This window comes from Weissella koreensis KCTC 3621 (assembly GCF_000277645.1).
Genome location: NZ_AKGG01000004.1, coordinates 45,893 through 69,854, shown reverse-complemented (window position 1 = coordinate 69,854; position 23,962 = coordinate 45,893). Strand labels below are relative to the sequence as shown.

Sequence of the window (23,962 nt, the reverse complement as noted above, 5' to 3'; positions counted from 1 at the left end):
AGGTCATATTGCCTTAGCCTTTTTATTTTTACCAAATTTGAATTCGTTGCGCTGGATCTCGCCACATCTGATCTTCCTTCTCTACATCGAAAGTTTGAAAGAACTCATCAAAATTAGCAACTTGTACATTAACCCGCAATTTGGCAGGTCCGTGTACATCGACGCTAGCCATCATCTGCATAAATTCAGGACGTGCTTTCATCCGCCAAATAGTAGCCCAATTTATGAAAAATGATTTAGCTGAAAAATCAGCATCTCGTTTTGCAGCTGCTAATGCTGCAGATAAACCACCTAAGTCAGCAACATTTTCTGAAACAGTCAATTTACCATTAACTTTAACCCCATATGATTCCAAACCATCAAATTGATCAATTACCGCTTGGGTTCGTTCTTCAAAGGCAGCATAATCTTCAGGCAACCACCAATTATTTAAACTTCCATTTTCATCAAATGACGCTCCATTAGTGTCAAAAGCATGCGAAATTTCATGGGCAATAACTGCCCCAATTCCGCCATAATTGGCTGATGAACTTTGTTTTAGATCATAAAATGGCGCTTGTAAAATAGCTGCTGGAAAGACAATTTGATTTTGTTGGGGATCATAATAAGCGTTAACCATATGGGCTGGCATATGCCATTCCGTTCGGTCGACAGGTTGATTCCATTTAGCCCATTCATATTGAATTGATTGTTCACTCAAAGTTTGGAAATTATCAAACAAACTCTTGTTTTCATCAATCACCTTATCATAGTAACGTTGTGGTAATTCATTTGGATAACCAATATGTGCCACAATCGTATCTAACTTCTTGATGGCTTTTTGACGCGTCTGTTCTGCTAACCAACTATTATTCTCCAAACGTTCCTTATATACATCAATCATTGTGGAAACTTTCAATTCTACGTCTTTTTTAGCATCTGACGAGAATTTATTTTGAGCATACCATAATCCCAGTGCTTGACTGTATGGTCCTGCTGCCAAATAATAAGCTGCCTTTTTAGTTGAACTAGGTTCAGGTGTCCCACTAATAATACGGCCATAGGCGCCACCCATGATACGCATTTCATCGGTCAAGACGCTAGTATAGTCCAGCATTGCATCAATCAATAAGTGTGCTTTCAATAATGGCCAAGCTTCTTCAGAATAGAACTGATCAGCATTTTGCCAGAAACGTTCCTCTGGCACAATAATCTGATCCGGTTGGCTTCCAATCATTTCCTGCATAAAATCTGCTAAAGGCAAATTCGGTACCAAAGCCTTAAATTGATCCCATTGATAAGGATGATATAACTTGGCATATTCAGCATTTTCTTCATTTGATAATACATATTTGGCAATCCGAGCATCCAAAGCAATATTTTGATCCAATAAGGTTTGGGCTTCGGTTTCTGTGTAACCAAACTTCATTAAAATTGGTAATGTGGTTTCACGATAAGCAGCTAATAGTTCCGCCCCTTTTTCATGCCCAGGTTCATAATAAGTTGTGTCAGGTAAAATCGTTCCCAGTGCATCAGCCCATAAAACATTGGTCCGAGCATCTTTAAAATCAGGTGCGATCCCAAATGGCATGGCATTTGGCCAAGCTAGTTTTTCAAAACGTGCAATATTTTGGGTATATTCATCAAAAGAATTCAGCGCCGAAATTTGTTGAAGAATGTCTTTAACTGGAGCTAATCCCACTTCATTACGCCGAGCTTGATCAGTAGTTAAATGATGTAATTTAATGAAATTTCTTAAAACGACATCATCTGGTAAATTTTCACCAGCTTGCCATTGATCAGAGGTTGCTAACATTAGCTCCTCAATTGCATCACTAAGATCATTAAACCCTCCTGTTCGGGGCTTGTCAGCTGGAATTTCAGCTTGTTCTTCCCATGTACCATTAATTGCTGCATAAAAATCATCTTGTTTTCGCATTTTTTCACCTTTTCTATCCAAACTGTATGTCAAATTATACGCTCTTTACAGTAAATAAAAAACGACCCTTTTACAGCTAATAAAAAAGCCCCAAGTACGTCGTTTTTTTATATCATCTAGTATATGGTTTTTAATCTAAGCTATGCCTCAGCAAAGATAACTTTACCATCTTCAAAAGCCTGAATCCGTGCAAGAGACTCGACTTTAAGCCCTTGCTCATTCAAGAGCGCTCTTCCTTTTTGGAAGGTCTTTTCAATGACAATTCCCGCCCCAACTACTTCGGCTTGGGCAGCCTTAGCAATTTCTAACATTCCTTGGACCGCCTGACCATTTGCTAAAAAGTCATCAATCAATAGAATCCGTTCACCCGCTTGAATAAAGCGCTTATCAACGATAATATGATTAGTTTCTTGTTTCGTAAACGAATATACATCAGCAACATAATTATCATCCGTTAAAGTTAGTGACTGCTTCTTACGAGCAAAAACCATCGGAACATTTAAGGCTAATGCGGTAAAGACTGCCGGTGCAATCCCAGATGATTCAACCGTTAAAATGCGATCAATTTTTTCATCTTTAAATAAACGAGCAAATTCTTGTCCCATAGCTTCCATTAAGGCAGGATCAACTTGATGGTTCAAAAAATTATCTACTTTGAGGACTTCCGTCCCAATGACACGACCATCTTGCTTAATTCGTTCTTCTAATAACTTCATTAATCCAACTCCTCTAATTTCATATGCGTTAATATCCGGATTTAATTTAAAATAAAAAAATGAGCCCATAATTGAATGGACTCATCCCTTAAAACTAGTAGTCCGCAGCTTAGGTGCAGGTAGATCTCGTTAGCCATTCTCCAACGATTATACTAGGTTAAGTTTATTAATCTGATTAATACAATATAAATTAAAATCAACAATTAAGCAACCTTAATTTACTCTGTAAACTTTAAAACTGTTTTTCCATGCAAAGTATGTTGTCGTCCGACCACGTGAGCTTGCCTAATATTTTTTTCCGTAAAGGGCAGAACATCCCCCAAACGAATTTCAACCTGCTTCTTCGCCAATAAAGCTAAAACTCGTTCCAACGTAGGCCGTTTAATATCTGCATAAACGGACTCAACATCGGCTCCACTTTGTAATGTTTCTGGGATCATACCTAAAGTTTTCAAACGTCCATGCATCTTTAACACTTTAACGGACTTTTCAGTCATCTGACCACCAATGGGATCTAAGATGACATCAAACGGTGCTAATGATTCCCAACTCAGTTTATGATAATCTAAAACTTCCTCTACCCCTAAACTACGCACAAACTCAAAATCATCAGGACTAGCTGTCGCAACAACTTGTGCGCCTTGTAGTAAAGCTACTTGAATCGCCATAGCACCGACTTGACCTGCCCCACCGTGAATCAAAACTCGTTCACCGGCTTGCACCGCTAGTTTTTCCATAATCATTTGATATCCTGTTGCAGCCCCTAAAGCAGCCGCCACGGCTATCTCATCTGAAATTTCATCAGGTATTTTCGCTAAGGCTGATTGTGCTACTGGAACCATTTCTGCATAAGTTTTTAAATGTCGAGTTGCAACTACTCGATCCCCAAGGTTAAAATCGGTTACCTCAGCACCAAATTCCATCACAGTTCCCGCTACACTAGATCCAGGAATGACTGGCCAAGTATCATTAGGCCCATATTCTCCCATGACGTATTTAATATCATATGGATCAATTGCCACTGCATTATTTTGTACTAAAATTTGTTGCTTGCCCAGAACAGGAATATCGACATCTTGCATTTTCATTTCATCGACATCACCAAATTGTTCAATCTGAATTGCTTTCATTATAAAGCTCCTTTCACCTTAAAACGGTCATTTTTAAATGATTTAATTATTATAGTTACTAATTTAATTGATCTTTTAACAACTTACCAATCACCGGAATTTGTCCATATTCGTGAGCTTGATCACTGGGAACCACTACCGTATTAGCAGGGTTTTCGCCCAAAGTCTTAAAAGCTTCAATGGACTGATTTTGAAAATATTTTTGATCGGCGCTTTTCAAAGCTTCTTGAATAGTATCAATTCTATATTTTTCAGCATCAGCCCGTGTTTTAGTTGCGTCAGCCTCTGCCTTAGCTGTCGACATCAAAGCATCATTTTTTGCCTTGGTCGTTAAATCAATAGAACGAGCTTGCCCTTCGGCAGCAGCAATTGCAGCAACCCGTTCTCGATCAGCCGTTAATTGTTTATCCATCGCTTCTTGAATGGCTCGTGATGGAGTTAATTCATCAATATTAATTCGATCCACATTAATGCCATAAGTATTAGTTAAGTCACCAATCGCAATACTTAATTCTTGATTGATGAGCGCTGTGGATCCCAATGCTTCATTCAATTCCATTCTTCCAATGATATCGCGCAGATGTCCCCGAACCAATTGAGCCATTGATTCTACAGAATCTGTATTCTCATACATGTACTTAACCGCATCAGTCACATGATAATTCAAGGTAACACTGGCAGAAACATCTGCATTATCTTTTGTTATCACAGAATAGTTTGGCAATCTTAAAGGGCTCATTGCCATGCTAACACGCCGAATTTTTTGAAAAATCGGTACGTAAAATTGAATCCCAGAATCAACCGTGACGCTGTATTTTCCTAAATTCTCTCGTAAGCCTACATTGTTTTGCGGTACGATCTTAATTCCAAAAGGCATTAATGACTCCATTCTAACTAGTTTGACTAGTTCCCACTTGCTTAATTATTAAAACATTCCCTTTAGCCCCGATTACCATATAATCGGATGTAGAATTAATTGTATTTCCATCAGCCAACCGATAACGATAGTTAATACCATCAACTAAAACCAACTCATGCTCTCGATTAAATTTGCGCCCAGGTATCCGTTTGGCTTGAAACTGGCGGGCCTCAAAAGTATCCTCAAATTTAGCGGCCATTGTTTCTTTCAATATATTTACAACATAATCTTCAGGTGCCAAATGCTGACTTTTTGCATCAGCCTTAATTTGTTGATAAATTTCATCCGGTAGCTTTAACATCATTTCTGTCATTGCATTTCCCCTACATTGCCATCTTAAATTCAGTATACCATGCTAAAATTTGTTCAATTAACCAATTATTTCATCAATTAACCAATAATTTAGGCCTTATTTTTTGATTAAAAACGACCAAGTACCGCATTTTATCGATACCCAGCCGTTTAAACAAAATAACGTATTCCAACATTTTAATTATGCTTCATCATTCTTAACAGCTGTTTCCAAAGCCACTTTCATCATATTTGCAAATGAATTTTGTCGTTCTTCCGATGACAGTGCTTCGCCGCGGAAGACATGATCTGAACAAGTTAAAATGTCTAAGGTCTTAATATTTAGCTTGGCTCCCAATAGATATAAACCAGCAACTTCCATTTCTGTCCCTAAGATTCCATAATTAGTCAACTTTTGCATATCAATTTCATCATTGTAAAAACGGTCAGCTGCAAATATATTTCCAACCGTCACTGGAATATCTAAATCTTTGGCGGTATGGTAAGCCGTATCTAGTAATCCAAAATCCGGCAACGTTGAATAATAAATTCCTGGGCCAAAAGTGTTTGCAATTACTGATGAATCAGTTGAACCACCGGAGGCCAAAACAACATCACCCAATTTTAATTCAGGGGCCATACCTCCAAAAGAACCAACACGCATAATAGTTTTAACACCATACTCTTTAACCAACTCATTGATATAAATTGACATTGATGGAATTCCTATCCCAGAACCTTGGACTGAAATACGGTGACCCTTATATTTACCCGTAAAGCCTAGTGCTCCCCGAACTCCATTGACCTGTACCACGTCTTCTAAGAAAGTTTCTGCAATATACTTAGCCCGTAAAGGGTCACCTGGTAATAGGACTGTTTCGGCGTAGTCGCCCATCTTTGCTTCATTGTGTGGAGTTGCCATAATTAGTTTCTCACTTTCGGTTTACTTGATATCAATTTAGTTATTTTTTATTTAATAATTTTATGAATTAACGTCGGAACCTTAACTGCATCACCTACAACCAGATGTTCCTGTAAATAATCCATAATTTCAGTTATATCTTCTTTTTCCGTGGCAATGGTCATCAAGCTTTCACCCTCAGTAACTGCATCACCCAATTTCTTATGAAGTGTAATGCCAACCCCATAATCTAAAACATCATCTTTTTTAGTTCGGCCACCGCCAAGTTGCATCGAAGCTATTCCAACAGCATCAGCATCTAAACGGCTAAGATATCCGTTCCTTGGAGCAGTCAATTCAACTTCAAATTTAGCGTGAGGCATCAAATTATAATTTCCTAGGACTCGATTATCTCCACCTTGCGCAGTAATCATTTCACCAAACTTGACTAGAGCTGAACCATCTTCAATTGTTCTCATCAACATTTCACGAGCCGTTACTTCATCATCCGCTTTTTGAGCCATTACTACCATGGGTGCGGCTAAGGTGAGGGTCACTTCCAACAAATCCTTAGGTCCTTGCCCTTTTAATGTATCCAAAGTTTCCTCAATTTCCAGAGTATTACCAATTTTATTCCCCAAAGGTTGGTTCATATCGGAAATCACTGCTTGCATCTGCATTCCAGCTTCTTTGCCAATTTTAACCATGATTTGGGCTAAAGCTTCTGCTTGATCCTGTTCCTTCATAAATGCTCCAGATCCAGTTTTAACGTCTAAAACTAGAGCATTATTCCCGGTAGCCAATTTCTTCGACATAATTGAAGCAGCAATCAAAGGAATTGAGTCAACGGTTGCGGTCACATCTCGTAGGGCGTACATTTTCTTATCAGCTGGTGCAATGTTTCCCGTTGCTCCAATAATTGCAGTTCCTACCTTATCAATTTGAGCTTTAAATTCATCTTCACTAATTTCAACCTGATAACCAGGAATAGCTTCCAACTTGTCCAAAGTCCCACCAGTATGACCCAATCCACGACCAGAAATCATGGGAACTTTAATTCCCAATGCAGCCAACATCGGTGCTAATGGTAAACTCACCTTATCGCCCACACCTCCAGTGGAATGCTTATCAACTTTAATGCCTTCAATAGTGCTCAAATCTAAAACATCCCCTGAATGCATCATTGCCATCGTTAAATTAGTCAATTCTGGAATAGTCATTCCCGTAAAATAAGTAGCCATAAGAAAGGCTGATATTTGATAGTCTGGAATCTTACCGGCTGTAAAATCTTGAATCATTGTCTCGATTTCATTTGATGTTAATTCTTCATTATTTCGCTTTTTCATCAAAGTTTCTAACATTGTCATCACTATCACCTCAACCTGTTTATATGAAGCTTTTTGAATCCCAAAAATAAATAAACTTAAACTTATATTCGTAATTTAATTTATTTTAATTCGTTTAAAAAGCTAGTTCCTACCTGATTATCAAGCTTGAAGTTGTCTAAAATAGTTGCTCCAAAATCAGCAAAAGTTGATCTGACACCTAATGATCCGTGAGATTCCATACTTGGTGAATATGCCAAAACTGGCACTTGTTCTCGTGTATGATCAGATCCTTTAAAACCTGGATCATTTCCATGATCAGCAGTAATTAACAGAAGATCATCGGGTTTCAGCGCTGACATTACTTGTCCCAAACGTTGGTCAAACTGCATCAATTCTTTACCCATACCTTCAGGGTCACGACGATGCCCATATAAAGTATCAAAATCTACTAAGTTGGTAAATGCGAAACCTGTGAAATCCTGTTGAATAACTTTATCCACATGATCCATTCCATCACGATTAGACTCATTATGATATCCCTCATCAATTCCTTGACCCGAGAAAATATCATTGATTTTTCCAATTCCAATTACCTTTTGTCCTGCAACTTGGAGCCGCACTAAATCGGTCATCCCAGTCGGTGCCAATGCAAAATCATGTCGATTGGACGTTCGCTTAAAGTCATTAGCATTATGTCCAATAAACGGACGTGCAATAATTCGACCAATAATATTTGGCGCTTTGTTTACCAATGAGCGTGCGTATTCACAAATCTTATAAAGTTCTTCCACCGATATTACATCTTCATGGGCAGCAATCTGCATCACAGGGTCTGCTGAAGTATAAATAATCAAAGCCTCATCCTTTACAGCTTCCTCCCCATAATCTTTGATAACTTCAGTTCCAGAATACGGACCTTTCGCAATAATTTTACGTCCAGCAAACGCACCAATTTTATCCAATAAATCCTTAGGGAAACCATTTGGATAAGTACTTAATTCGTACATCATCGGAAGACCCATCATTTCCCAATGACCATCTAATGAATCCTTACCGGCTGACATTTCCGTCATTTTTCCATAATATCCTACCGGGGAATCAATTGGTTCAATCCCTTTAATCTGATTCTCGGTTCTAATATTTCCCAAACCAATTCTTTGTAAGTTGGGTAAAGCCCAATCACCTTTAAAATATTCACCAATATGCCCCAAAGTATCTGATCCATCATCTCCATACTTAGCAGCATCAGCAGCACTTCCAATTCCGATTGAATCTAAAACAATTCCAAAGATACGCTTATACATGTTTCTACCCCATTTCTAAAATAACGATCAAAAAAACACCTCGACACGATTAGTATCCAGGTGCATAACTACCTTCGTTTATAATCGCAACTTATCATCACAATTTTCGAATTAAATTTTAATAGTTACTTTTTGAAATTTCATCATTCATAATAGCTACTGATGCAGAAACACCTAAGCGCGTAGCACCAGCTAAGATCATGTCATCCGCCTCCTGGCGCGAGTGAATTCCACCAGAAGCCTTCACACCAAAGTTAGGTCCCACTGTCTCACGCATTAATTTAACATCTTTTAATTTCGCACCAGCTGTTGAGAAGCCAGTTGAAGTCTTTACAAAGTCAGCTCCACCTTTAACAGTTGCTTCGGATGCCCGAATAATCTCTTTTTCTGTCAATAAAGCAGTCTCGATGATAACCTTTAAGATAGCACCACGATCATGAGCTGCCTTAGCCAATTGGGCAATTTCATCTGTAACCATGGCATCATTTCCGCCTTTAAGTTCACCAATATTGATCACCATATCAACTTCAGTAGCACCATTTTCAATGGCATCAATAGTTTCGGCAACCTTAACGGCCGTAGTATTAGCTCCCAAAGAAAATCCAATTACTGTACATACGTTAACTGTTGTATCCTTCAATTTTTCTGCTCCGTAGGCAACCCAATATGGGTTCACGCAGATTGAGGCAAAATCGTACTCCTTTGCCTCATCAACAATGGCTTGGATCTCTTTTTTTGTCGCGTCAGCTTTCAAAAGAGTGTGATCCATATATTTTGCTAATTCGTGCTTTGTTAGTGACATCATGATAATATCGACCTTTCAAAAAAATATTTTTATTTTTAGGAATGCCCAAATCCCTAGCACTGGTAGTCTCCTCGCCACTTCACTACCAACCCGCAGACGTTTATTTTTTGTTAATTGTAAACGCTTACATTTGATATTTTAGCATGCCTTAATAGGTTTTACAACCAATTGTGTTTTTTTATATTAAAAATAATAGATATTAAAAAACCAGAACAAAATTGTCCTGGTTCTTGAACGTTTATAACGATATTTTTAATTTCTTTTGCATTTTGATATGTTCTAATCCAGCTTCATAAAATGGCACACCAAATGCTTCAAAACCTAATTTAGCATAAAATGGTTTCGCAGGCATTTGTGCATCTAATTCAACCAGTTTGATCTTTTGATTCATGGCTTCTTTAAGAATAAATTCTAATAAATTTTTAGCCATTCCTTGCCCTCGATAGTCCTTTAAAGTAGCAACCCGTTCCAAATGCCAAGTTTGATCAGTGGCATTAACCCGACCAGTAACGACAGGCTGTTGATCCAAATAACCCACATAATGAATTCGCTCATAGTCAGTTTGATCGTGTTCTAACTCTGGATCAATTCCTTGTTCACCAATAAAAACTATATCGCGAATTAAGAGTGCGTCCATATTAACTTGACTCGCACCGATCCCACTTTTAATTATCATTTGAAATCCTCTTTCTTTATTTCGCTTTTTTATTAAATTAATAATATGTACCATTATAATTTTTTGACATTAATTAGACCTTTAGCAACTTTAATTTTTACTTTATTATGCCTAAATATTAATCAATTTCATCTTTAAAAAGTTCAAAAATACATTTTATTTATATCAAAATATATTTTTATCGATTATACTATGACCCATTAGATATTTGTTGAATTTATTATTTTAACGTATGATGGACATATACATTCCGTTACTTTTTAACACAGGATCAATGGAGGATAAATTTTATGACTTTTAGTTTTAACGGTGAACCCGTAACAGTCCCTGGAAATCAACCTAAACTGGGTATGAAGCTTCCAACTTTTAGTGTCGTAGATGCCAAAAATCAAACTATCTCAGCCCAAGATTTATTAATTGATAAACCTTTATTAATTAGCGTTGTTCCTAATATCAATACTTCCGTCTGCAGCTTACAAACTAAGCATTTCAATGAAACTGTTGATCAACATCCTAATGTTAACTTCGTAACTATTTCAACTAATACTGTGGAAGAGCAGTCAAATTGGTGTGCCGCCGAAAATGTTGAAAATATGAAAATGCTATCTGATGTTGCCCATGATTTTGGCGACGCGATGGGGCTATATGTTCCAGAATTAAAATTAGATTTACGTTCAGTCTGGATTATTAACCCCAATGGAACGGTTAAATACTCAGAGATCTTACATGATCAAGGACAAGAACCGAATTATACTGAGGCACTTAAAAATATCTAAAAAAATACAATGTGAATTAAAATTATTTAAACAAAAAAAGCCGAGACAAAATGTCTCGGCTTTTTTATTAACCAAATTTAATTCTTACAAATTCATTGAATTTTCAATATCTGAAATTGAAGGAATACTTGCCCCTTCTTCAGTTGTTGAAACAACTGGATCAGCATCAAGCTTTGGTTTTACTGAACGATATTCTGGCATTCCAGTTCCCGCTGGGATTAGCTTACCAATAATAACGTTCTCTTTCAATCCGATCAAAGGATCATTCTTTCCACGAATAGCAGCATCAGTTAAGACACGTGTTGTTTCTTGGAAGGAAGCCGCTGAAAGGAATGAATTGGTCTCCAATGAGGCCTTCGTAATTCCTAACAAAACTGGACGAGCTGTTGCTGGTAACTTACCAGACTTCAAAACAGGCTCATTAGCCTCACGGAATTGAGCGATATCAAGCAAAGTTCCTGGCAACAATTCAGTTGCTCCTGGATCCATCACACGAACCTTACGCAACATTTGACGTGCCATAACTTCGATGTGCTTATCACCAATTTCAACTCCCTGCATCCGGTAAACTTGTTGAATTTGTTCAACAATATAGTTTTCCGTTGCCATCGTATCACGAACTTTGATAATTTCCTTTGGATCAGCTGATCCTTCACTAATTGTGTTTCCACGGTGAATGTGATCACCTTCAGCAAACTTCATACGTGCAGACATTGGAAGAGTATAAGTACGAGTATCAGTCTCGCCCTTAATAGTAACTTCCTTAGTCCGATCAGCTGGATTTTCTTCAATTGATTCGATAATTCCTGATACTTCAGAAATTTGAGCTTGTCCCTTAGGGTTACGAGCTTCAAAGATTTCTTGCACACGAGGAAGTCCCTGAGTGATATCATCACCGGCAACTCCACCTGTGTGGAAAGTACGCATTGTCAATTGAGTACCAGGTTCTCCGATTGATTGGGCAGCAACCGTACCAACGGCTTCACCAATTTCAACCACATCACCAGTAGCCATGTTACGTCCATAACAGTGAACACAGACACCGTGTTCAGTATTACAAGTAAAGGCTGAACGAATATTAACCGTCTTAACACCTGCAGCATCAATTGCCTTGGCGATATTTTCATCGATCAAACCGTTATGTGCAACAATTACATCCCCAGTTTCAGGGTTTACAACTGTCTTTTGAGCATAACGACCAAGTACTCGATCATACAATGGTTCGATAGTTTCATTTCCATTCATAATGGCTGAAACGTCAAGTCCACGATCAGTATCACAATCCAATTCACGAATAATAACGTCTTGGGCCACGTCGACCAAACGACGAGTCAAATATCCAGAATCGGCCGTCTTCAAAGCCGTATCGGTCATTCCCTTACGAGCTCCGTGGGTTGAGAAGAACATTTCCAAAACGGATAGACCTTCACGGAAGTTGGCAATGATTGGCAATTCCATGATTTTTCCATTAGGAGCAGCCATCAATCCACGCATTCCAGCCAATTGAGTAAAGTTAGAAATGTTACCACGAGCTCCAGAATCTGACATCATAAAGATGTTATTATCTGGTTCGAAGTGTTCAATCAGCTTTTCAGTGATATCATCTTTAGCCTTGTTCCAAATATCAATAACACGCGTATAACGCTCATCATCGGTGATCAAACCACGACGGAATTGCTTTGAAACTGTTGCAACCTTAGCATGGGCTGCTTCAATAATTTCAGGCTTTTCCTTCAAATCGGTAACGTCGGCAACCCCAACTGTCAAACCAGACTTAGTTGACTCAGCATAACCTAAGTCCTTCATTCGGTCCAATAGTAGTGAAGTTTCTGTAACCTTATAGATCTTGTAAACTTCCGCAATAATATCTGACAAGTAACCCTTCTTAAAGGCACCATAGATAGGAGTATTATTCATATATTCATGAATATCTTGTCCTGGTTCCAAGAAGAACTTATCATCAATTTTCTTCAAGTTATCTTCAGTCGGTTCATTCAAATATGGAAAATCAACTGGCAAGATATCATTAAAGATTAACTTACCAACAGTGGTAACCATAATCTTGCTACGTTGTTCATCCGTAAATGGCTTAGCAGCATCAAATGAAGACGTTTTAACTCCCACTCGTGTATGCAAGTGAACATACTTGTTTTGCAAAGCAGTCTGGGCTTCGTTAAGATCACTAAAGATCATTCCTTCACCCTCACGACCAGCTTCTTCAGTCGTTAAGTAGTAGTTTCCGATAACCATGTCCTGTGATGGGGCAACGATTGGCTTTCCATCCTTAGGTGCCAAGATGTGGCCAGCAGCAAGCATCAACAAACGAGCTTCAGCTTGAGCTTCATCAGACAATGGCAAGTGAATGGCCATCTGGTCCCCGTCGAAATCGGCGTTATAAGCTTCGGTAACCAAAGGATGCAAACGCATTGCCTTACCAGAAACCAAAACTGGTTCGAACGCTTGAATTCCCAAACGGTGCAACGTTGGGGCACGGTTCAAAAGAACAGGATGTTCTTTGATCACGTCCTCCAAAACGTCCATAACGTCTTCATCCTTGCGATCAATCTTACGCTTAGCAGCTCGGATATTGCCAGCTAATTCACGTGAAACTAATTCTTTCATGATGAATGGACGGAAAAGTTCCATTGCCATTTGAACTGGCAATCCCATTTGGTTCATCTTCAAGAAAGGCCCAACGTCGATAACTGAACGTCCAGAATAATCAACACGCTTTCCCAACAAGTTTTGACGGAAACGTCCTTGCTTACCCTTAAGCATATGTGACAAAGACTTTAATGGACGATTTCCTGGTCCAGTTACGGGACGACCACGACGACCGTTATCGATCAAGGCATCAACCGCTTCTTGTAACATACGCTTTTCGTTTTGTACGATAATTCCAGGAGCGTTCAACTCTAACAAACGCTTCAAACGATTATTTCGGTTAATAACCCGTCGGTACAAATCATTCAAATCAGATGTGGCAAAACGGCCACCTTCCAATTGAACCATAGGACGCAAATCAGGTGGAATAACTGGAATTACATCCATAACCATCCAATCAGGATTGTTTCCTGACTTTACAAAGGCTTCAATGATATCCAAACGTCGAACTGCACGAATACGCTTTTGACCAGTGGCTTCACGCAAGTCCGCCTTCAACTGCTCAACTTCGCCTTCCATATCAGCATTTTGTAACAATGTACGAATTGCTTCGGCTCCCATTTGGGCTTCGAAACGGTTTCCATAACTAGCTTTATTGTCACGATATTCACGTTCTGACAACAATTGCTTAGCAACTAATGGTGTATCTCCACCATCTGTTACAACGTAAGAAGCAAAATAAATTACTTCTTCCAATTGACGGGGTGACATATCAAGAACTAATCCCATACGTGAAGGAATACCCTTGAAGTACCAGATATGTGAAACTGGTGCGGCTAATTCAATGTGACCCATCCGTTCGCGACGAACCTTTGATGAGGTAACTTCCACACCACATCGATCACAGACAATTCCCTTATAACGAATTCGCTTGTATTTACCACAAGCACATTCATAATCCTTAGTTGGTCCGAAAATTCTCTCATCAAACAACCCATCTTTTTCAGGCTTAAGTGTTCGATAATTGATCGTCTCAGGCTTTTTTACCTCACCATAAGACCAGCTACGAATCTTATCTGGACTTGCCAAACCGATTTGCATGCTTTCAAATTTATTGACATCAATCAATGTTTTGACCCCTTTCAATCATTCCTTATATTCATATGAGGTTTAACTCATTATTTATTAAATTAATCTGCTGCTGGGACGTCTTTTTTGTCGCCCTCATCTGCAAATTCCTTTGCTAAACGTTGAGCTTGTGCTGTTGCAACTTCAATGTTGACGACTGTGTCATCCTCATCCATATCCCGCAACTCGATTTCTTGATGATTTATATCAAGAACCTTCATATCCAAACCAAGTGATTGTAATTCTTTCACCAACACACGGAATGATTCTGGCACTCCAGGCTTAGGAATTTGTTCACCCTTAACAATAGCTTCATAAGTCTTAACACGACCAATAACGTCGTCGGACTTATAAGTCAAAATTTCTTGCAAAGTATGTGCTGCCCCATAAGCTTCAAGGGCCCAAACTTCCATTTCTCCGAAACGCTGTCCTCCAAATTGAGCCTTACCACCCAAAGGTTGTTGTGTAACCAATGAGTAAGGGCCGATTGAACGTGCGTGGATCTTATCTTCTGACATGTGCGCTAACTTCATATAATGCATGATTCCAACAGAAACACGCTTATCAAAGGCTTCTCCAGTACGACCATCATACAAAACTGACTTTCCATCAGCTGGTAATCCGGCTTCCTTTACGGCTTCCCAAATATCTGAGTCACGCGCCCCGTCAAAGACAGGTGAAGCAATATGGATACCCAATTCACGAGCAGCCATACCTAAGTGAAGTTCCAAAACTTGTCCAATGTTCATACGTGAAGGCACACCCATTGGTGACAACATAATGTCAATTGGTGTTCCATCTGGCATGTATGGCATGTCTTCTGAAGGAACAATTACTGAAACTGTTCCCTTGTTTCCGTGACGACCGGCCATCTTATCACCAACTTGAATCTTACGACGTTGAGCGATATAAACACGAACCATCCGGTTAACACCAGGGGCCAATTCATCTCCGTTTTCACGTGTGAAGACTCGGACGTCTTGAACAACTCCGCCCCCACCGTGTGGAACCTTCAATGAAGTATCACGTACTTCTCGAGCCTTCTCACCGAAGATGGCATGCAACAAACGTTCTTCAGCTGAAAGTTCTGTTACACCCTTTGGTGTAACTTTTCCAACCAAGATGTCACCATCTTCTACTTCAGCTCCAATACGGATAGTTCCATCTTCATCCAAATTCTTCAATTGGTCTTCACCAGTATTTGGAATTTCACGTGTGAATTCTTCAGGGCCAAGTTTTGTATCACGAGCCTCTGATTCATATTCCTCAATGTGAATTGAAGTATAGACATCATCACGAATCAAACGTTCGTTAATAATGATGGCATCCTCAAAGTTATATCCTTGCCAAGTCATAAAGGCGATCAATGGATTTTGTCCCAAAGCTAGTTCACCTTGTTCCATTGAAGGACCGTCAGCAATAACTTCATCAACATCAACATGATCTCCAACACTAACGATTGGACGTTGGTTATAATTCTTTCCGGCGTTTGAACGACGGAACTTCATCAACTTATAGTTATCTAGTGAACCATCTTCACGACGAATCCGAATTTCGCGACCATCAACATATTCAACTGTTCCGGCGTTACTTGCGATCATTGCAACACCCGCGTCATGGGCGGCCTTATATTCAATTCCAGTTCCAATTAATGGAGCATGGGGCTTGATCAAAGGCACAGCTTGACGTTGCATGTTGGCTCCCATCAAGGCACGATTTGAGTCATCGTTTTCCAAGAATGGGATCGCAGCAGTGGCTACGGCTACAATTTGTTTAGGTGAAACGTCCATGTAATCGACTTGGTCAATTGAAACTTCCAAGTTTTCATCCCCACGACGAGCCAAAACAGTGTCAGTAGCGAATGAACCATCTTCATTCAAAACTGAGTTTCCTTGTGCTACGGTGAAATTATCTTCTTCATCGGCCGTCAAGAAGTCAATACGGTCTGTAACTTTGTGATCAGACCATGAAACACGACGGTATGGAGTTTCAATAAATCCATATTTATTAACTTTTCCATAGGTTGCCAAAGAATTGATCAACCCAATGTTAGGTCCTTCAGGCGTTTCGATTGGATCCATTCGACCATAGTGCGTATAATGCACGTCTCGAACTTCATATCCAGCACGATCACGAGTCAAACCACCAGGTCCAAGGGCTGATAGACGACGCTTGTTGGTCAATTCACCCAAAGGATTTGTTTGGTCCATGAACTGTGAAAGTTGTGATGAACCGAAGAATTCCTTAACTGAAGCAACCACTGGACGAATATTAATCAATTGTTGTGGCTTCACTGTTTCAGGATCCAAAGTAGTCATTCGTTCACGAACAACACGTTCCATACGGGTCAAACCGATTCGGAAAGTGTTTTGGAGCAATTCTCCAACTCGACGAATACGACGATTTCCCAAGTGATCAATATCGTCAACGTTTCCAATTCCATATGAAAGGTTTAAGAAATAATTCATTCCAGCGATGATATCAGCTGGTTGTATAGTTCGAACCTTTGGATCAATTTGACCATTTCCAATAATTGGCAAGTTCTTTTCAGGATCATTTGGATCCATTACCAAAATTGTTTGCAAAGTCATTGGTGTGTTTACAACAGCATCATCAGATGGTGTATAAGTTGTAGTCTTGAAATCAGGATTTTGAAGATAAGGCTTCAATTGTCCTAAGACCTTCTTATCAACAACCGTTCCCTTTGGCGCAATTACTTCACCAGTTTCAGGATCTGCCAAAGTTTCTGCCAAAGTCAAACCGAGCAAACGGTTCTCCATAGCCAACTTTTTGTTGATTTTATAACGACCAACTGGAGCCAAATCATAACGCTTTGGATCAAAGAAACGAGCAACCAAAAGATTTCGTGACGCATCAACCGTCGTTGGCTCTCCTGGACGCAACTTTTCAAAGATGTCCTTCAAAGCTTCTTCAACTCGTGAATCTTCCATAACTTTGTGCACATCTTTTTCAAGAGTCAAATTGATTGAATCATATTGATCTCCTAAGATTTGCAAAACTTCATGGTCTGATCCATAACCCAATGCTCGTACTAATTCAGTAACTGGCAACTTACGTGTTCGGTCAATTCGAACATAGCTAAGTCCCTTGGCATCGGTTTCATATTCCAACCAAGCACCACGTGATGGAATATAAGTAGTTCCATAACGAGGACGTCCGTTTTTATCATTTTCAACGTTGTAATAAACACCCGGTGAACGCACAAGTTGTGAAACGATTACTCGCTCTGCTCCATTAATAATGAAGGTTCCACTTGGCGTCATCTTTGGGAAATCACCAAAGAAGACAACATCTTCTTGAATTTCTCCCGTTTCATGATTTGTTAAACGAAGCGTAACTTCTAAGGGTGCTGAATAATTAGCATCGTGCATACGAGCTTCTTCAACACTATATTTTTCATCCTTTAATCTGTAGTCAACGAATTCAAGGGTTAACTTACCTTGATAGTCTTCAATTGGCAAAATATCGTTAAATATCTCACTCAATCCTTCATCCATAAACCAGTCATAGGAATCTTTTTGAATTGCAATCAAATTTGGCAAGTCCAAGACTTCTTTAATCCGTGCGTACGAACGACGTACTCGGTGCTTACCATACTTAACTAAATGATGTTCTGCCAAGTTTTCCACCTCACTCTAAATTTTGGTCTGCTGTGCACCAAATGAAATATTACTGTTTAGTTACAAATCGTGTATTTCACCCATTTTTAAGCGCAAAAAAGATAATAACGCTTATTTTATCAAAAGCGCTATTATCCTTGCTATAAAGCCATTTGGGGACAATATTTCCTAAATAACTTTTTAAATACACAGTTAAACTAATCTAAATATAACAGTTTTGACTGTTTTTTTCAACCTGTTACCCTTATACCAAATCCAATTCAATAAACCAGATAGCAATTTAACTTAATCTTATTAATTTTTAACCATTTCTTTTTTCATCGGTTTAACAGTGATGGTAATTTCATCTTTCTTAGCACCCAAAGTTACCTGATCATTGACGGTAATTTTTCCTGCTAACAGTTCTTCACTCAAACGATCTTCAACTAAGTTTTGCAAAGCCCGACGAATTGGTCGTGCCCCATATTCTGGATCAAATCCAGCTTTAGCCACAACTGAAATTGCTGCGGGCGTCATTTTAACCTTGAAGCCTTGATTGGTAATTCTTTTAATCATTTGATCCGCCATCAAGCGAACAATTTGTTGAACTTCTGACTCAGCCAAAGATTGGAAGACCACCACTTCATCAATTCGATTGATGAACTCAGGGCGGAAGGTCTCTTTTAAAGTCTTCCGCATGACGTTGTTCATCTTTTCAAAATTACCAAAGCTATTATCAGCCCCAAATCCAACCGACTTTTCATCACGGAGTCGTGTCGCTCCCAAATTAGAAGTCATAATAATGATTGTATTTCTAAAATCAACCTTACGTCCCTTTGAATCGGTCAAATAACCATCATCAAAGACTTGTAACATTAAGTTATAAATATCAGGATGTGCTTTTTCCGCCTCATCTAATAAAACAACTGAATATGGATTTCGACGAACTTTTTCTGTTAACTGTCCGCCTTCATCATAACCCACATATCCTGGTGCTGATCCAATCAAACGACTTGTTGAATATGACTCCATAAATTCAGACATATCAACTCGAATCATATTATCTTCTGAGCCAAACATTGTTGCAGCCAATGCTTTTGCCAATTCAGTTTTTCCAACCCCTGTTGGTCCCAAAAACATAAACGTTCCAATTGGACGATTTGGATCTTTCAATCCTGAACGAGCACGTCGAATTGAACGAGCGATAGCGGAAATAGCTTCATCTTGACCAATCACACGTTCATGCAATTCTTTTTCAAGATTCAAAAGTCTTTGTTGTTCACTCTTTGTCATCTGTTGAACTGGAATTCCTGTTTGCTCAGCCAAAACTTCAGCAATCATCTCTGGTTCAACTTTTAAACGATCACTTCCCGTCGTAGCCTGTTCTTGGCGATAGTTATCAAGTCGTTTCTTTTGCGTCATTTCTTTCTTACGAATTTGGGCAGCTAATTCAAAATCAAGCTCTTCTAAAGCTTGATCTTTTTCAGTACGTAACGCTTGCAACTTAGCTTCTAACTTAACCAAAGGAGTTTTTACCCCCATTTGATCAATTCGTACTTTTGCGGCCGTTTCATCCATTAAATCAATTGCCTTATCTGGCAAGAAACGATCTGGGACGTATCGACTTGATAACTTTACTGCTGCTTTTATTGCATCATCTGTAATCTCAACCTGATGATGACTTTCATAACGTGATTTTAGGCCACGTAAAATCTCCACTGCATCAGCTTCACTAGGTTCATTGACCATTACTTGTGCAAAACGACGTTCCAAAGCGGCATCGGTTTCAATATACTTTTGATATTCATTTAACGTCGTGGCCCCAATGGTTTGCAGTTCACCACGTGCAAGAGCTGGCTTTAAAATATTAGAAGCATCAATTGCCCCCTCTGCGCCGCCAGCACCAATTAACGTATGTAATTCATCAATAAACAGAATTACTTTTCCATCTTGATGAATTTCTTCGATAATCTTTTTCAAACGATCTTCAAATTCACCACGGAATTTTGTTCCTGCTACTAATGAACCCATATCTAACATCATCAGACGCTTACCAAGTAAATCAGCTGGGACATCACCTTGGGCCAATTTTTGAGCCAAACCTTCTGCAATTGCTGTCTTACCAACACCTGGTTCACCAATCAAAACTGGATTATTTTTAGTTCGGCGGGCCAAAATTTGGATCACTCTTTTAACTTCATCAGTCCTACCAATCACAGGGTCCATTGATCCTGCATTAGCTTGTGCCGTTAAATCACGTGCTAACCCATCAAGTGTTGGAGTTCCACCTTGTTCTTCATTATTTTTATTCCGGCGTCGATCGCGTTGTGGCTTTTCTTCAATCCCCAACATCTGAATCACTTGTCGGCGAACATCATTTGGATTAACTTCTAACTCAAATAAGATTCTTGATGACAAAACACTTTCATCAGCCAATAGGGCCAACAAGATATGTTCTGTTCCAATTTGATTGGCATTAAGTCTTTGAGCCTCTTGAGCTGCTAAGTTTAAAATTTCAGCCGCTTTTGGTGAATATGGTCGAAAAGCTAAGTCAGATCGTTTTGCATTTCCATAACCAATAAACCCCTCAACTGTTTCTTGCAAAGATTCTATTGATAAATCAAATGAACGTAAAACGTTGCTGGCAACACCATCATATTCTAAGACAAGTGCTAATAATAAATGCTCAGTGCCTACCGCTTGGTGTCGAAAATAGCGTGCTTGTTCCTGCGCCAACTTCAATACATTTTGTGCACTTTGTGTGTAATCTTCTGCCATGTTTATTCAACCTCCTGAATAATTTCAAACCGTAACCGTTCAATGAGTTCTCGCATTAAATGCGCCCGCAGTTGATCACCTTCTTCTGCACTAACACGATTCAGACTTGCTGGTCGGAATAATGTTGAAATCAGTTCAACTTCACGCTGGGACATTAATTGCATCTCTTGAATAATTTGTAATAATTCTTGACTAGCTTGTACCGTGATTTGGGATGGTATCATCTTTAAAACCGCCACTAATTGATACGCTCGATCGTTTTCATCAATGCGTGTTATTTTAATATAACCATTCCCACCCCGTTTTGAATCAACTAAATAACCGCGGTGCGTGGAAAAACGAGTTCGTAAAACATAGTTAATCTGTGAAGGTACCACTTCAAAACGTTGTGCCAATTCGGCTCTTCTAATTTCAATTACCGATTGAACTTGCAACAATTGAAGTAAATACGCTTCAATAATATCCGTCATATTCTTAGAAGACATATCGTATTCCTTATTTTTAATTTAAATTAGCTTAATTTTATCATTTTTAGACTTAAATTAATTAAAAAACAAACATTTTAATTATTAAAAACCCTAAATATTGAAAAAGTTTAACCTACTCTAACGTTTAAAGCTTAAAAAAAGATAAAACGACAATAAAAGAGATTGGAAATCCAATCTCTTTTATAATAAGATATTAATGCACCTAGCAGGAGTCGAACCTGCAACCTTCTGATTCGTAGTCAGACACTCTATCCAATTGCGCTATAGGTGCAAAATAATTGTGGGCTATCATATTTATCAAGCCAATGCCGACTACTGGAATCGAACCAGCGACCTCTTCATTACTAGTGAAGCGCTCTGCCAACTGAGCTAAGTCGGCTTGATAGATATAAAATGCGGATGACAGGAATCGAACCTGCACGTCACAAGGACACAGGAACCTAAATCCTGCGCGTCTGCCAGTTCCGCCACATCCGCATAGATGTTTTACTGTAGTAACCGAAACAACTTATATATCATAACAACTATATTGCAAAGTGTCAACGATATTTTATAAATTAATTTCAATTTGTTTTAAAGCAGCAATCCATTTACGTGTTTGTGAATCTAAAGAACTCTTGTCACTCGCAATAGCTTGATTTAAGTATAACACCTCAACAGACTTCCAAGCAACCCCTTCTTCATTTAAAAAACTTTTTTGAAGATCACTAATCTGAGCGGCTTGTAATTGTTGCAATTTTTCAGGCTGGTTTCGATATTGTGCAGCAAACCAGTTCAAAGCTAAATGCTGAGTAACAATTTCATCAAAGGTTTGCAAACTTACATTCACCATAATAAGCCGATCTTTTAGTGGTACAGCCGGAACTTCACGCTTTAAAAATTTCATAAAATTTGTTTTTTGAAGACTTAAAATATAATAAAACTGCCAAGGAACTTGATTACCAATAGTTTTAAAGCTTTGTTCCAATCCATCCTCTAAATTCCATATTGTTTGTGTTCCAAATTGGTCAATTAGGATATTCAAAAAGCGCAGCATAGTTTCTTGAATCACCCACACTGGTTGTTTTTGATTCATCAAATGATATCGGACTGTTAAAAATTCAGCGATTTTATCATTCATAATAGTTTTACTATTATGATCCAACTGTCTTCTGGCAACATTTTTTTGTCGTTTCATTTGATTGACTTGTGCGAATTTACCCTGCTTAACCATTCCCAATTTCCTTTCAAATAAAAATGAGGTCGGGACAAAAAGATCCCAACCTCCCTCTATAAAATCATTCTAAACTCCGAATGTCGGGCTCGAACCGACGACAGCACGATTAACAGTCGTGTGCTCTACCAACTGAGCTAATTCGGAATAATTGTAACCTGGCTACAACTTTATATTTTAATGGTTTATCTTATCGTTGTCAAATACTTATTATTCTTTGTTCATATCCACTGTTTTTTACATTAGTTTTAATTATACTTCTATAATTAACAAATAAATTTTAAACAACAAAAATGTCGTATAAAAGTTAGATAAATATCCAACTAATATACGACATCTAAGAACGAGTTTTATAACACGTATTTCATTAACTCCCAAAATTTAAAGCATTATGTGGAAGGCTAATTTTTATAATACAGAATATAATTTCCCCAAATTATATCTTAAAAATTAGTTCTTCTTTTCCATGGCATGACCACCGAATCCATTACGCAAAGCTGATACTACTTTTCCAGTAAATGTGTCTGCTTGTAATGAACGGTTACGCATCATCAATGAAATTGCGATTACTGGGGCTGGTACTTGGTTATCCAAAGCTTCTTCAACAGTCCACTTTCCTTCTCCAGTTGCTACCACACGTCCTGTAATGTCATCCAACTTAGGATCCTTGCTGAATTGTTCTTCAGCCAATTCCATCAACCATGAACGAACAACTGATCCGTGGTTCCACAAATGTGCTACCTTTTCCAAATCATAGTCAAATGGTGAAGCTTCCAAAATTTCGAATCCTTCTCCAATCGCTTGCATCATTCCATATTCAATTCCGTTGTGGACCATCTTCAAGTAATGTCCTGATCCCAAACGTCCTGTGTAAAGGTATCCGCCTTCTTGTGCGATTCCTTCAAACAATGGTTCCAAAATCTTCCATGCTTCTGCGTCATCTCCACCGATCATGAAGTTTCCACCGTTACGGGCTCCGTCCATTCCACCTGAAGTTCCAGCATCGAATAACTTGATTCCTGCTGCTGTTGTACGCTTATTTTGTTCTAAGTTATCCTTGTAATTTGAGTTTCCACCATCAATGATGATATCTCCAGCATCCATCTTTGAAATTAATTCATCGATAGTTGAGTTAGTTGGTGCTCCGGCTGGAACCATAACCCATACAACCTTTGGTGATGGCAATTGTGCCAACATATCCTCGATTGAATCTGCACTAGAGATCTTATCTGAGTAGTCAGTTGCTTTTTTAACAAAGTCTTTGTTTAAGTCAAATGCGACAATTTCATTACCATTGTCTACTGCATTTTCTGACAAACCAAGACCCATTTTACCAAGACCGATCATTCCTAATTTCATCATTAATT

General features: G+C 38.7%; 17 protein-coding genes, 4 tRNA genes and 1 riboswitch. Of the genes, 1 reads left to right on the top strand and 20 read right to left on the bottom strand.

Annotation, left to right across the window (positions count from 1 at the left end):
• Positions 1 to 28 precede the first annotated feature (28 nt).
• The 10 genes from JC2156_RS00490 to JC2156_RS00445 all read right to left on the bottom strand — a co-directional run bounded on the left by JC2156_RS00490 (position 29) and on the right by JC2156_RS00445 (position 9,988).
• Entirely contained in the window at positions 29 to 1,918 is a 1,890-nt protein-coding gene (locus tag JC2156_RS00490) for a M13-type metalloendopeptidase (protein ID WP_006844882.1), read from the bottom strand.
• Between the two features lie 140 nt (positions 1,919 to 2,058).
• Positions 2,059 to 2,634 (bottom strand): xanthine phosphoribosyltransferase, encoded by a 576-nt coding sequence (locus JC2156_RS00485; protein ID WP_013989582.1) that lies wholly within the window; start codon positions 2,632 to 2,634, stop codon positions 2,059 to 2,061.
• 78 nt (positions 2,635 to 2,712) lie between these two features.
• Positions 2,713 to 2,809, bottom strand: a riboswitch (purine riboswitch).
• Between the two features lie 43 nt (positions 2,810 to 2,852).
• On the bottom strand, positions 2,853 to 3,764 hold the full coding sequence (locus JC2156_RS00480; protein ID WP_006844880.1) for a quinone oxidoreductase family protein: 912 nt from the start codon (positions 3,762 to 3,764) through the stop codon (positions 2,853 to 2,855).
• 58 nt (positions 3,765 to 3,822) lie between these two features.
• A complete protein-coding gene (locus JC2156_RS00475) occupies positions 3,823 to 4,641 on the bottom strand; it encodes an SPFH domain-containing protein (RefSeq protein WP_006844879.1) in 819 nt (272 codons plus the stop codon).
• 13 nt (positions 4,642 to 4,654) lie between these two features.
• A complete protein-coding gene (locus JC2156_RS00470; RefSeq protein ID WP_006844878.1) occupies positions 4,655 to 4,996 on the bottom strand; it encodes a hypothetical protein in 342 nt (113 codons plus the stop codon).
• Positions 4,997 to 5,176: 180 nt separating this feature from the next.
• The gene (gene deoD, locus JC2156_RS00465) at positions 5,177 to 5,896 is read right to left on the bottom strand and encodes a purine-nucleoside phosphorylase (RefSeq protein WP_006844877.1); all 720 of its coding nucleotides are present in this window, start codon (positions 5,894 to 5,896) and stop codon (positions 5,177 to 5,179) included.
• Between the two features lie 47 nt (positions 5,897 to 5,943).
• Positions 5,944 to 7,242 (bottom strand): pyrimidine-nucleoside phosphorylase, encoded by a 1,299-nt coding sequence (locus JC2156_RS00460; protein WP_006844876.1) that lies wholly within the window; start codon positions 7,240 to 7,242, stop codon positions 5,944 to 5,946.
• 80 nt (positions 7,243 to 7,322) lie between these two features.
• Positions 7,323 to 8,507 (bottom strand): phosphopentomutase, encoded by a 1,185-nt coding sequence (locus tag JC2156_RS00455; protein ID WP_006844875.1) that lies wholly within the window; start codon positions 8,505 to 8,507, stop codon positions 7,323 to 7,325.
• 118 nt (positions 8,508 to 8,625) lie between these two features.
• On the bottom strand, positions 8,626 to 9,309 hold the full coding sequence (deoC, locus tag JC2156_RS00450) for a deoxyribose-phosphate aldolase (RefSeq protein WP_202946778.1): 684 nt from the start codon (positions 9,307 to 9,309) through the stop codon (positions 8,626 to 8,628).
• 241 nt (positions 9,310 to 9,550) lie between these two features.
• Positions 9,551 to 9,988 (bottom strand): GNAT family N-acetyltransferase, encoded by a 438-nt coding sequence (locus JC2156_RS00445; RefSeq protein WP_006844873.1) that lies wholly within the window; start codon positions 9,986 to 9,988, stop codon positions 9,551 to 9,553.
• 290 nt (positions 9,989 to 10,278) lie between these two features.
• Between JC2156_RS00445 and JC2156_RS00440 the strand changes: the two genes are divergently transcribed.
• A complete protein-coding gene (locus JC2156_RS00440; protein WP_006844872.1) occupies positions 10,279 to 10,764 on the top strand; it encodes a thiol peroxidase in 486 nt (161 codons plus the stop codon).
• Between the two features lie 84 nt (positions 10,765 to 10,848).
• Here the strand turns inward: JC2156_RS00440 and rpoC are convergent, their stop codons facing one another.
• From rpoC to gnd, 10 genes are all read right to left on the bottom strand, one after another.
• Positions 10,849 to 14,496, bottom strand: coding sequence for a DNA-directed RNA polymerase subunit beta' (gene rpoC / locus JC2156_RS00435; protein WP_006844871.1), 3,648 nt, complete (start codon positions 14,494 to 14,496; stop codon positions 10,849 to 10,851).
• Between the two features lie 62 nt (positions 14,497 to 14,558).
• On the bottom strand, positions 14,559 to 18,146 hold the full coding sequence (gene rpoB, locus JC2156_RS00430) for a DNA-directed RNA polymerase subunit beta (protein WP_173677182.1): 3,588 nt from the start codon (positions 18,144 to 18,146) through the stop codon (positions 14,559 to 14,561).
• 285 nt (positions 18,147 to 18,431) lie between these two features.
• The gene (locus JC2156_RS00425) at positions 18,432 to 20,894 is read right to left on the bottom strand and encodes an ATP-dependent Clp protease ATP-binding subunit (protein WP_006844869.1); all 2,463 of its coding nucleotides are present in this window, start codon (positions 20,892 to 20,894) and stop codon (positions 18,432 to 18,434) included.
• 2 nt (positions 20,895 to 20,896) lie between these two features.
• Positions 20,897 to 21,379 (bottom strand): CtsR family transcriptional regulator, encoded by a 483-nt coding sequence (locus tag JC2156_RS00420; RefSeq protein ID WP_006844868.1) that lies wholly within the window; start codon positions 21,377 to 21,379, stop codon positions 20,897 to 20,899.
• 200 nt (positions 21,380 to 21,579) lie between these two features.
• Positions 21,580 to 21,653, bottom strand: a tRNA-Arg gene (locus tag JC2156_RS00415).
• A 35-nt stretch (positions 21,654 to 21,688) separates the two neighbouring features.
• Positions 21,689 to 21,761 (bottom strand) — tRNA-Thr (locus tag JC2156_RS00410).
• Between the two features lie 15 nt (positions 21,762 to 21,776).
• Positions 21,777 to 21,859 (bottom strand) — tRNA-Leu (locus tag JC2156_RS00405).
• A gap of 73 nt (positions 21,860 to 21,932) precedes the next feature.
• Positions 21,933 to 22,595, bottom strand: a complete 663-nt coding sequence (locus JC2156_RS00400) for a hypothetical protein (protein WP_006844867.1) — start codon at positions 22,593 to 22,595, stop codon at positions 21,933 to 21,935.
• A gap of 74 nt (positions 22,596 to 22,669) precedes the next feature.
• A tRNA-Asn gene (locus JC2156_RS00395) sits at positions 22,670 to 22,742 on the bottom strand.
• Between the two features lie 303 nt (positions 22,743 to 23,045).
• Positions 23,046 to 23,954, bottom strand: a complete 909-nt coding sequence (gnd, locus tag JC2156_RS00390) for a phosphogluconate dehydrogenase (NAD(+)-dependent, decarboxylating) (RefSeq protein WP_006844866.1) — start codon at positions 23,952 to 23,954, stop codon at positions 23,046 to 23,048.
• Between the last annotated feature and the right edge of the window lie 8 nt (positions 23,955 to 23,962).

Bases quoted from the DNA above. Each gene is read 5' to 3' on its own strand.
- JC2156_RS00475 (WP_006844879.1), bottom strand. From the start codon at position 4,641: ATGCCTTTTGGAATTAAGATCGTACCGCAAAACAATGTAGGCTTACGA.
- JC2156_RS00485 (WP_013989582.1), bottom strand. From the start codon at position 2,634: ATGAAGTTATTAGAAGAACGAATTAAGCAAGATGGTCGTGTCATTGGG.
- JC2156_RS00470 (WP_006844878.1), bottom strand. From the start codon at position 4,996: ATGACAGAAATGATGTTAAAGCTACCGGATGAAATTTATCAACAAATT.
- JC2156_RS00455 (WP_006844875.1), bottom strand. From the start codon at position 8,507: ATGTATAAGCGTATCTTTGGAATTGTTTTAGATTCAATCGGAATTGGA.
- gnd (WP_006844866.1), bottom strand. From the start codon at position 23,954: ATGAAATTAGGAATGATCGGTCTTGGTAAAATGGGTCTTGGTTTGTCA.
- JC2156_RS00425 (WP_006844869.1), bottom strand. From the start codon at position 20,894: ATGGCAGAAGATTACACACAAAGTGCACAAAATGTATTGAAGTTGGCG.
- JC2156_RS00480 (WP_006844880.1), bottom strand. From the start codon at position 3,764: ATGAAAGCAATTCAGATTGAACAATTTGGTGATGTCGATGAAATGAAA.
- JC2156_RS00440 (WP_006844872.1), top strand. From the start codon at position 10,279: ATGACTTTTAGTTTTAACGGTGAACCCGTAACAGTCCCTGGAAATCAA.
- JC2156_RS00445 (WP_006844873.1), bottom strand. From the start codon at position 9,988: ATGATAATTAAAAGTGGGATCGGTGCGAGTCAAGTTAATATGGACGCA.
- JC2156_RS00400 (WP_006844867.1), bottom strand. From the start codon at position 22,595: ATGGTTAAGCAGGGTAAATTCGCACAAGTCAATCAAATGAAACGACAA.
- JC2156_RS00420 (WP_006844868.1), bottom strand. From the start codon at position 21,379: ATGTCTTCTAAGAATATGACGGATATTATTGAAGCGTATTTACTTCAA.
- JC2156_RS00490 (WP_006844882.1), bottom strand. From the start codon at position 1,918: ATGCGAAAACAAGATGATTTTTATGCAGCAATTAATGGTACATGGGAA.
- JC2156_RS00460 (WP_006844876.1), bottom strand. From the start codon at position 7,242: ATGACAATGTTAGAAACTTTGATGAAAAAGCGAAATAATGAAGAATTA.
- deoD (WP_006844877.1), bottom strand. From the start codon at position 5,896: ATGGCAACTCCACACAATGAAGCAAAGATGGGCGACTACGCCGAAACA.
- deoC (WP_202946778.1), bottom strand. From the start codon at position 9,309: ATGTCACTAACAAAGCACGAATTAGCAAAATATATGGATCACACTCTT.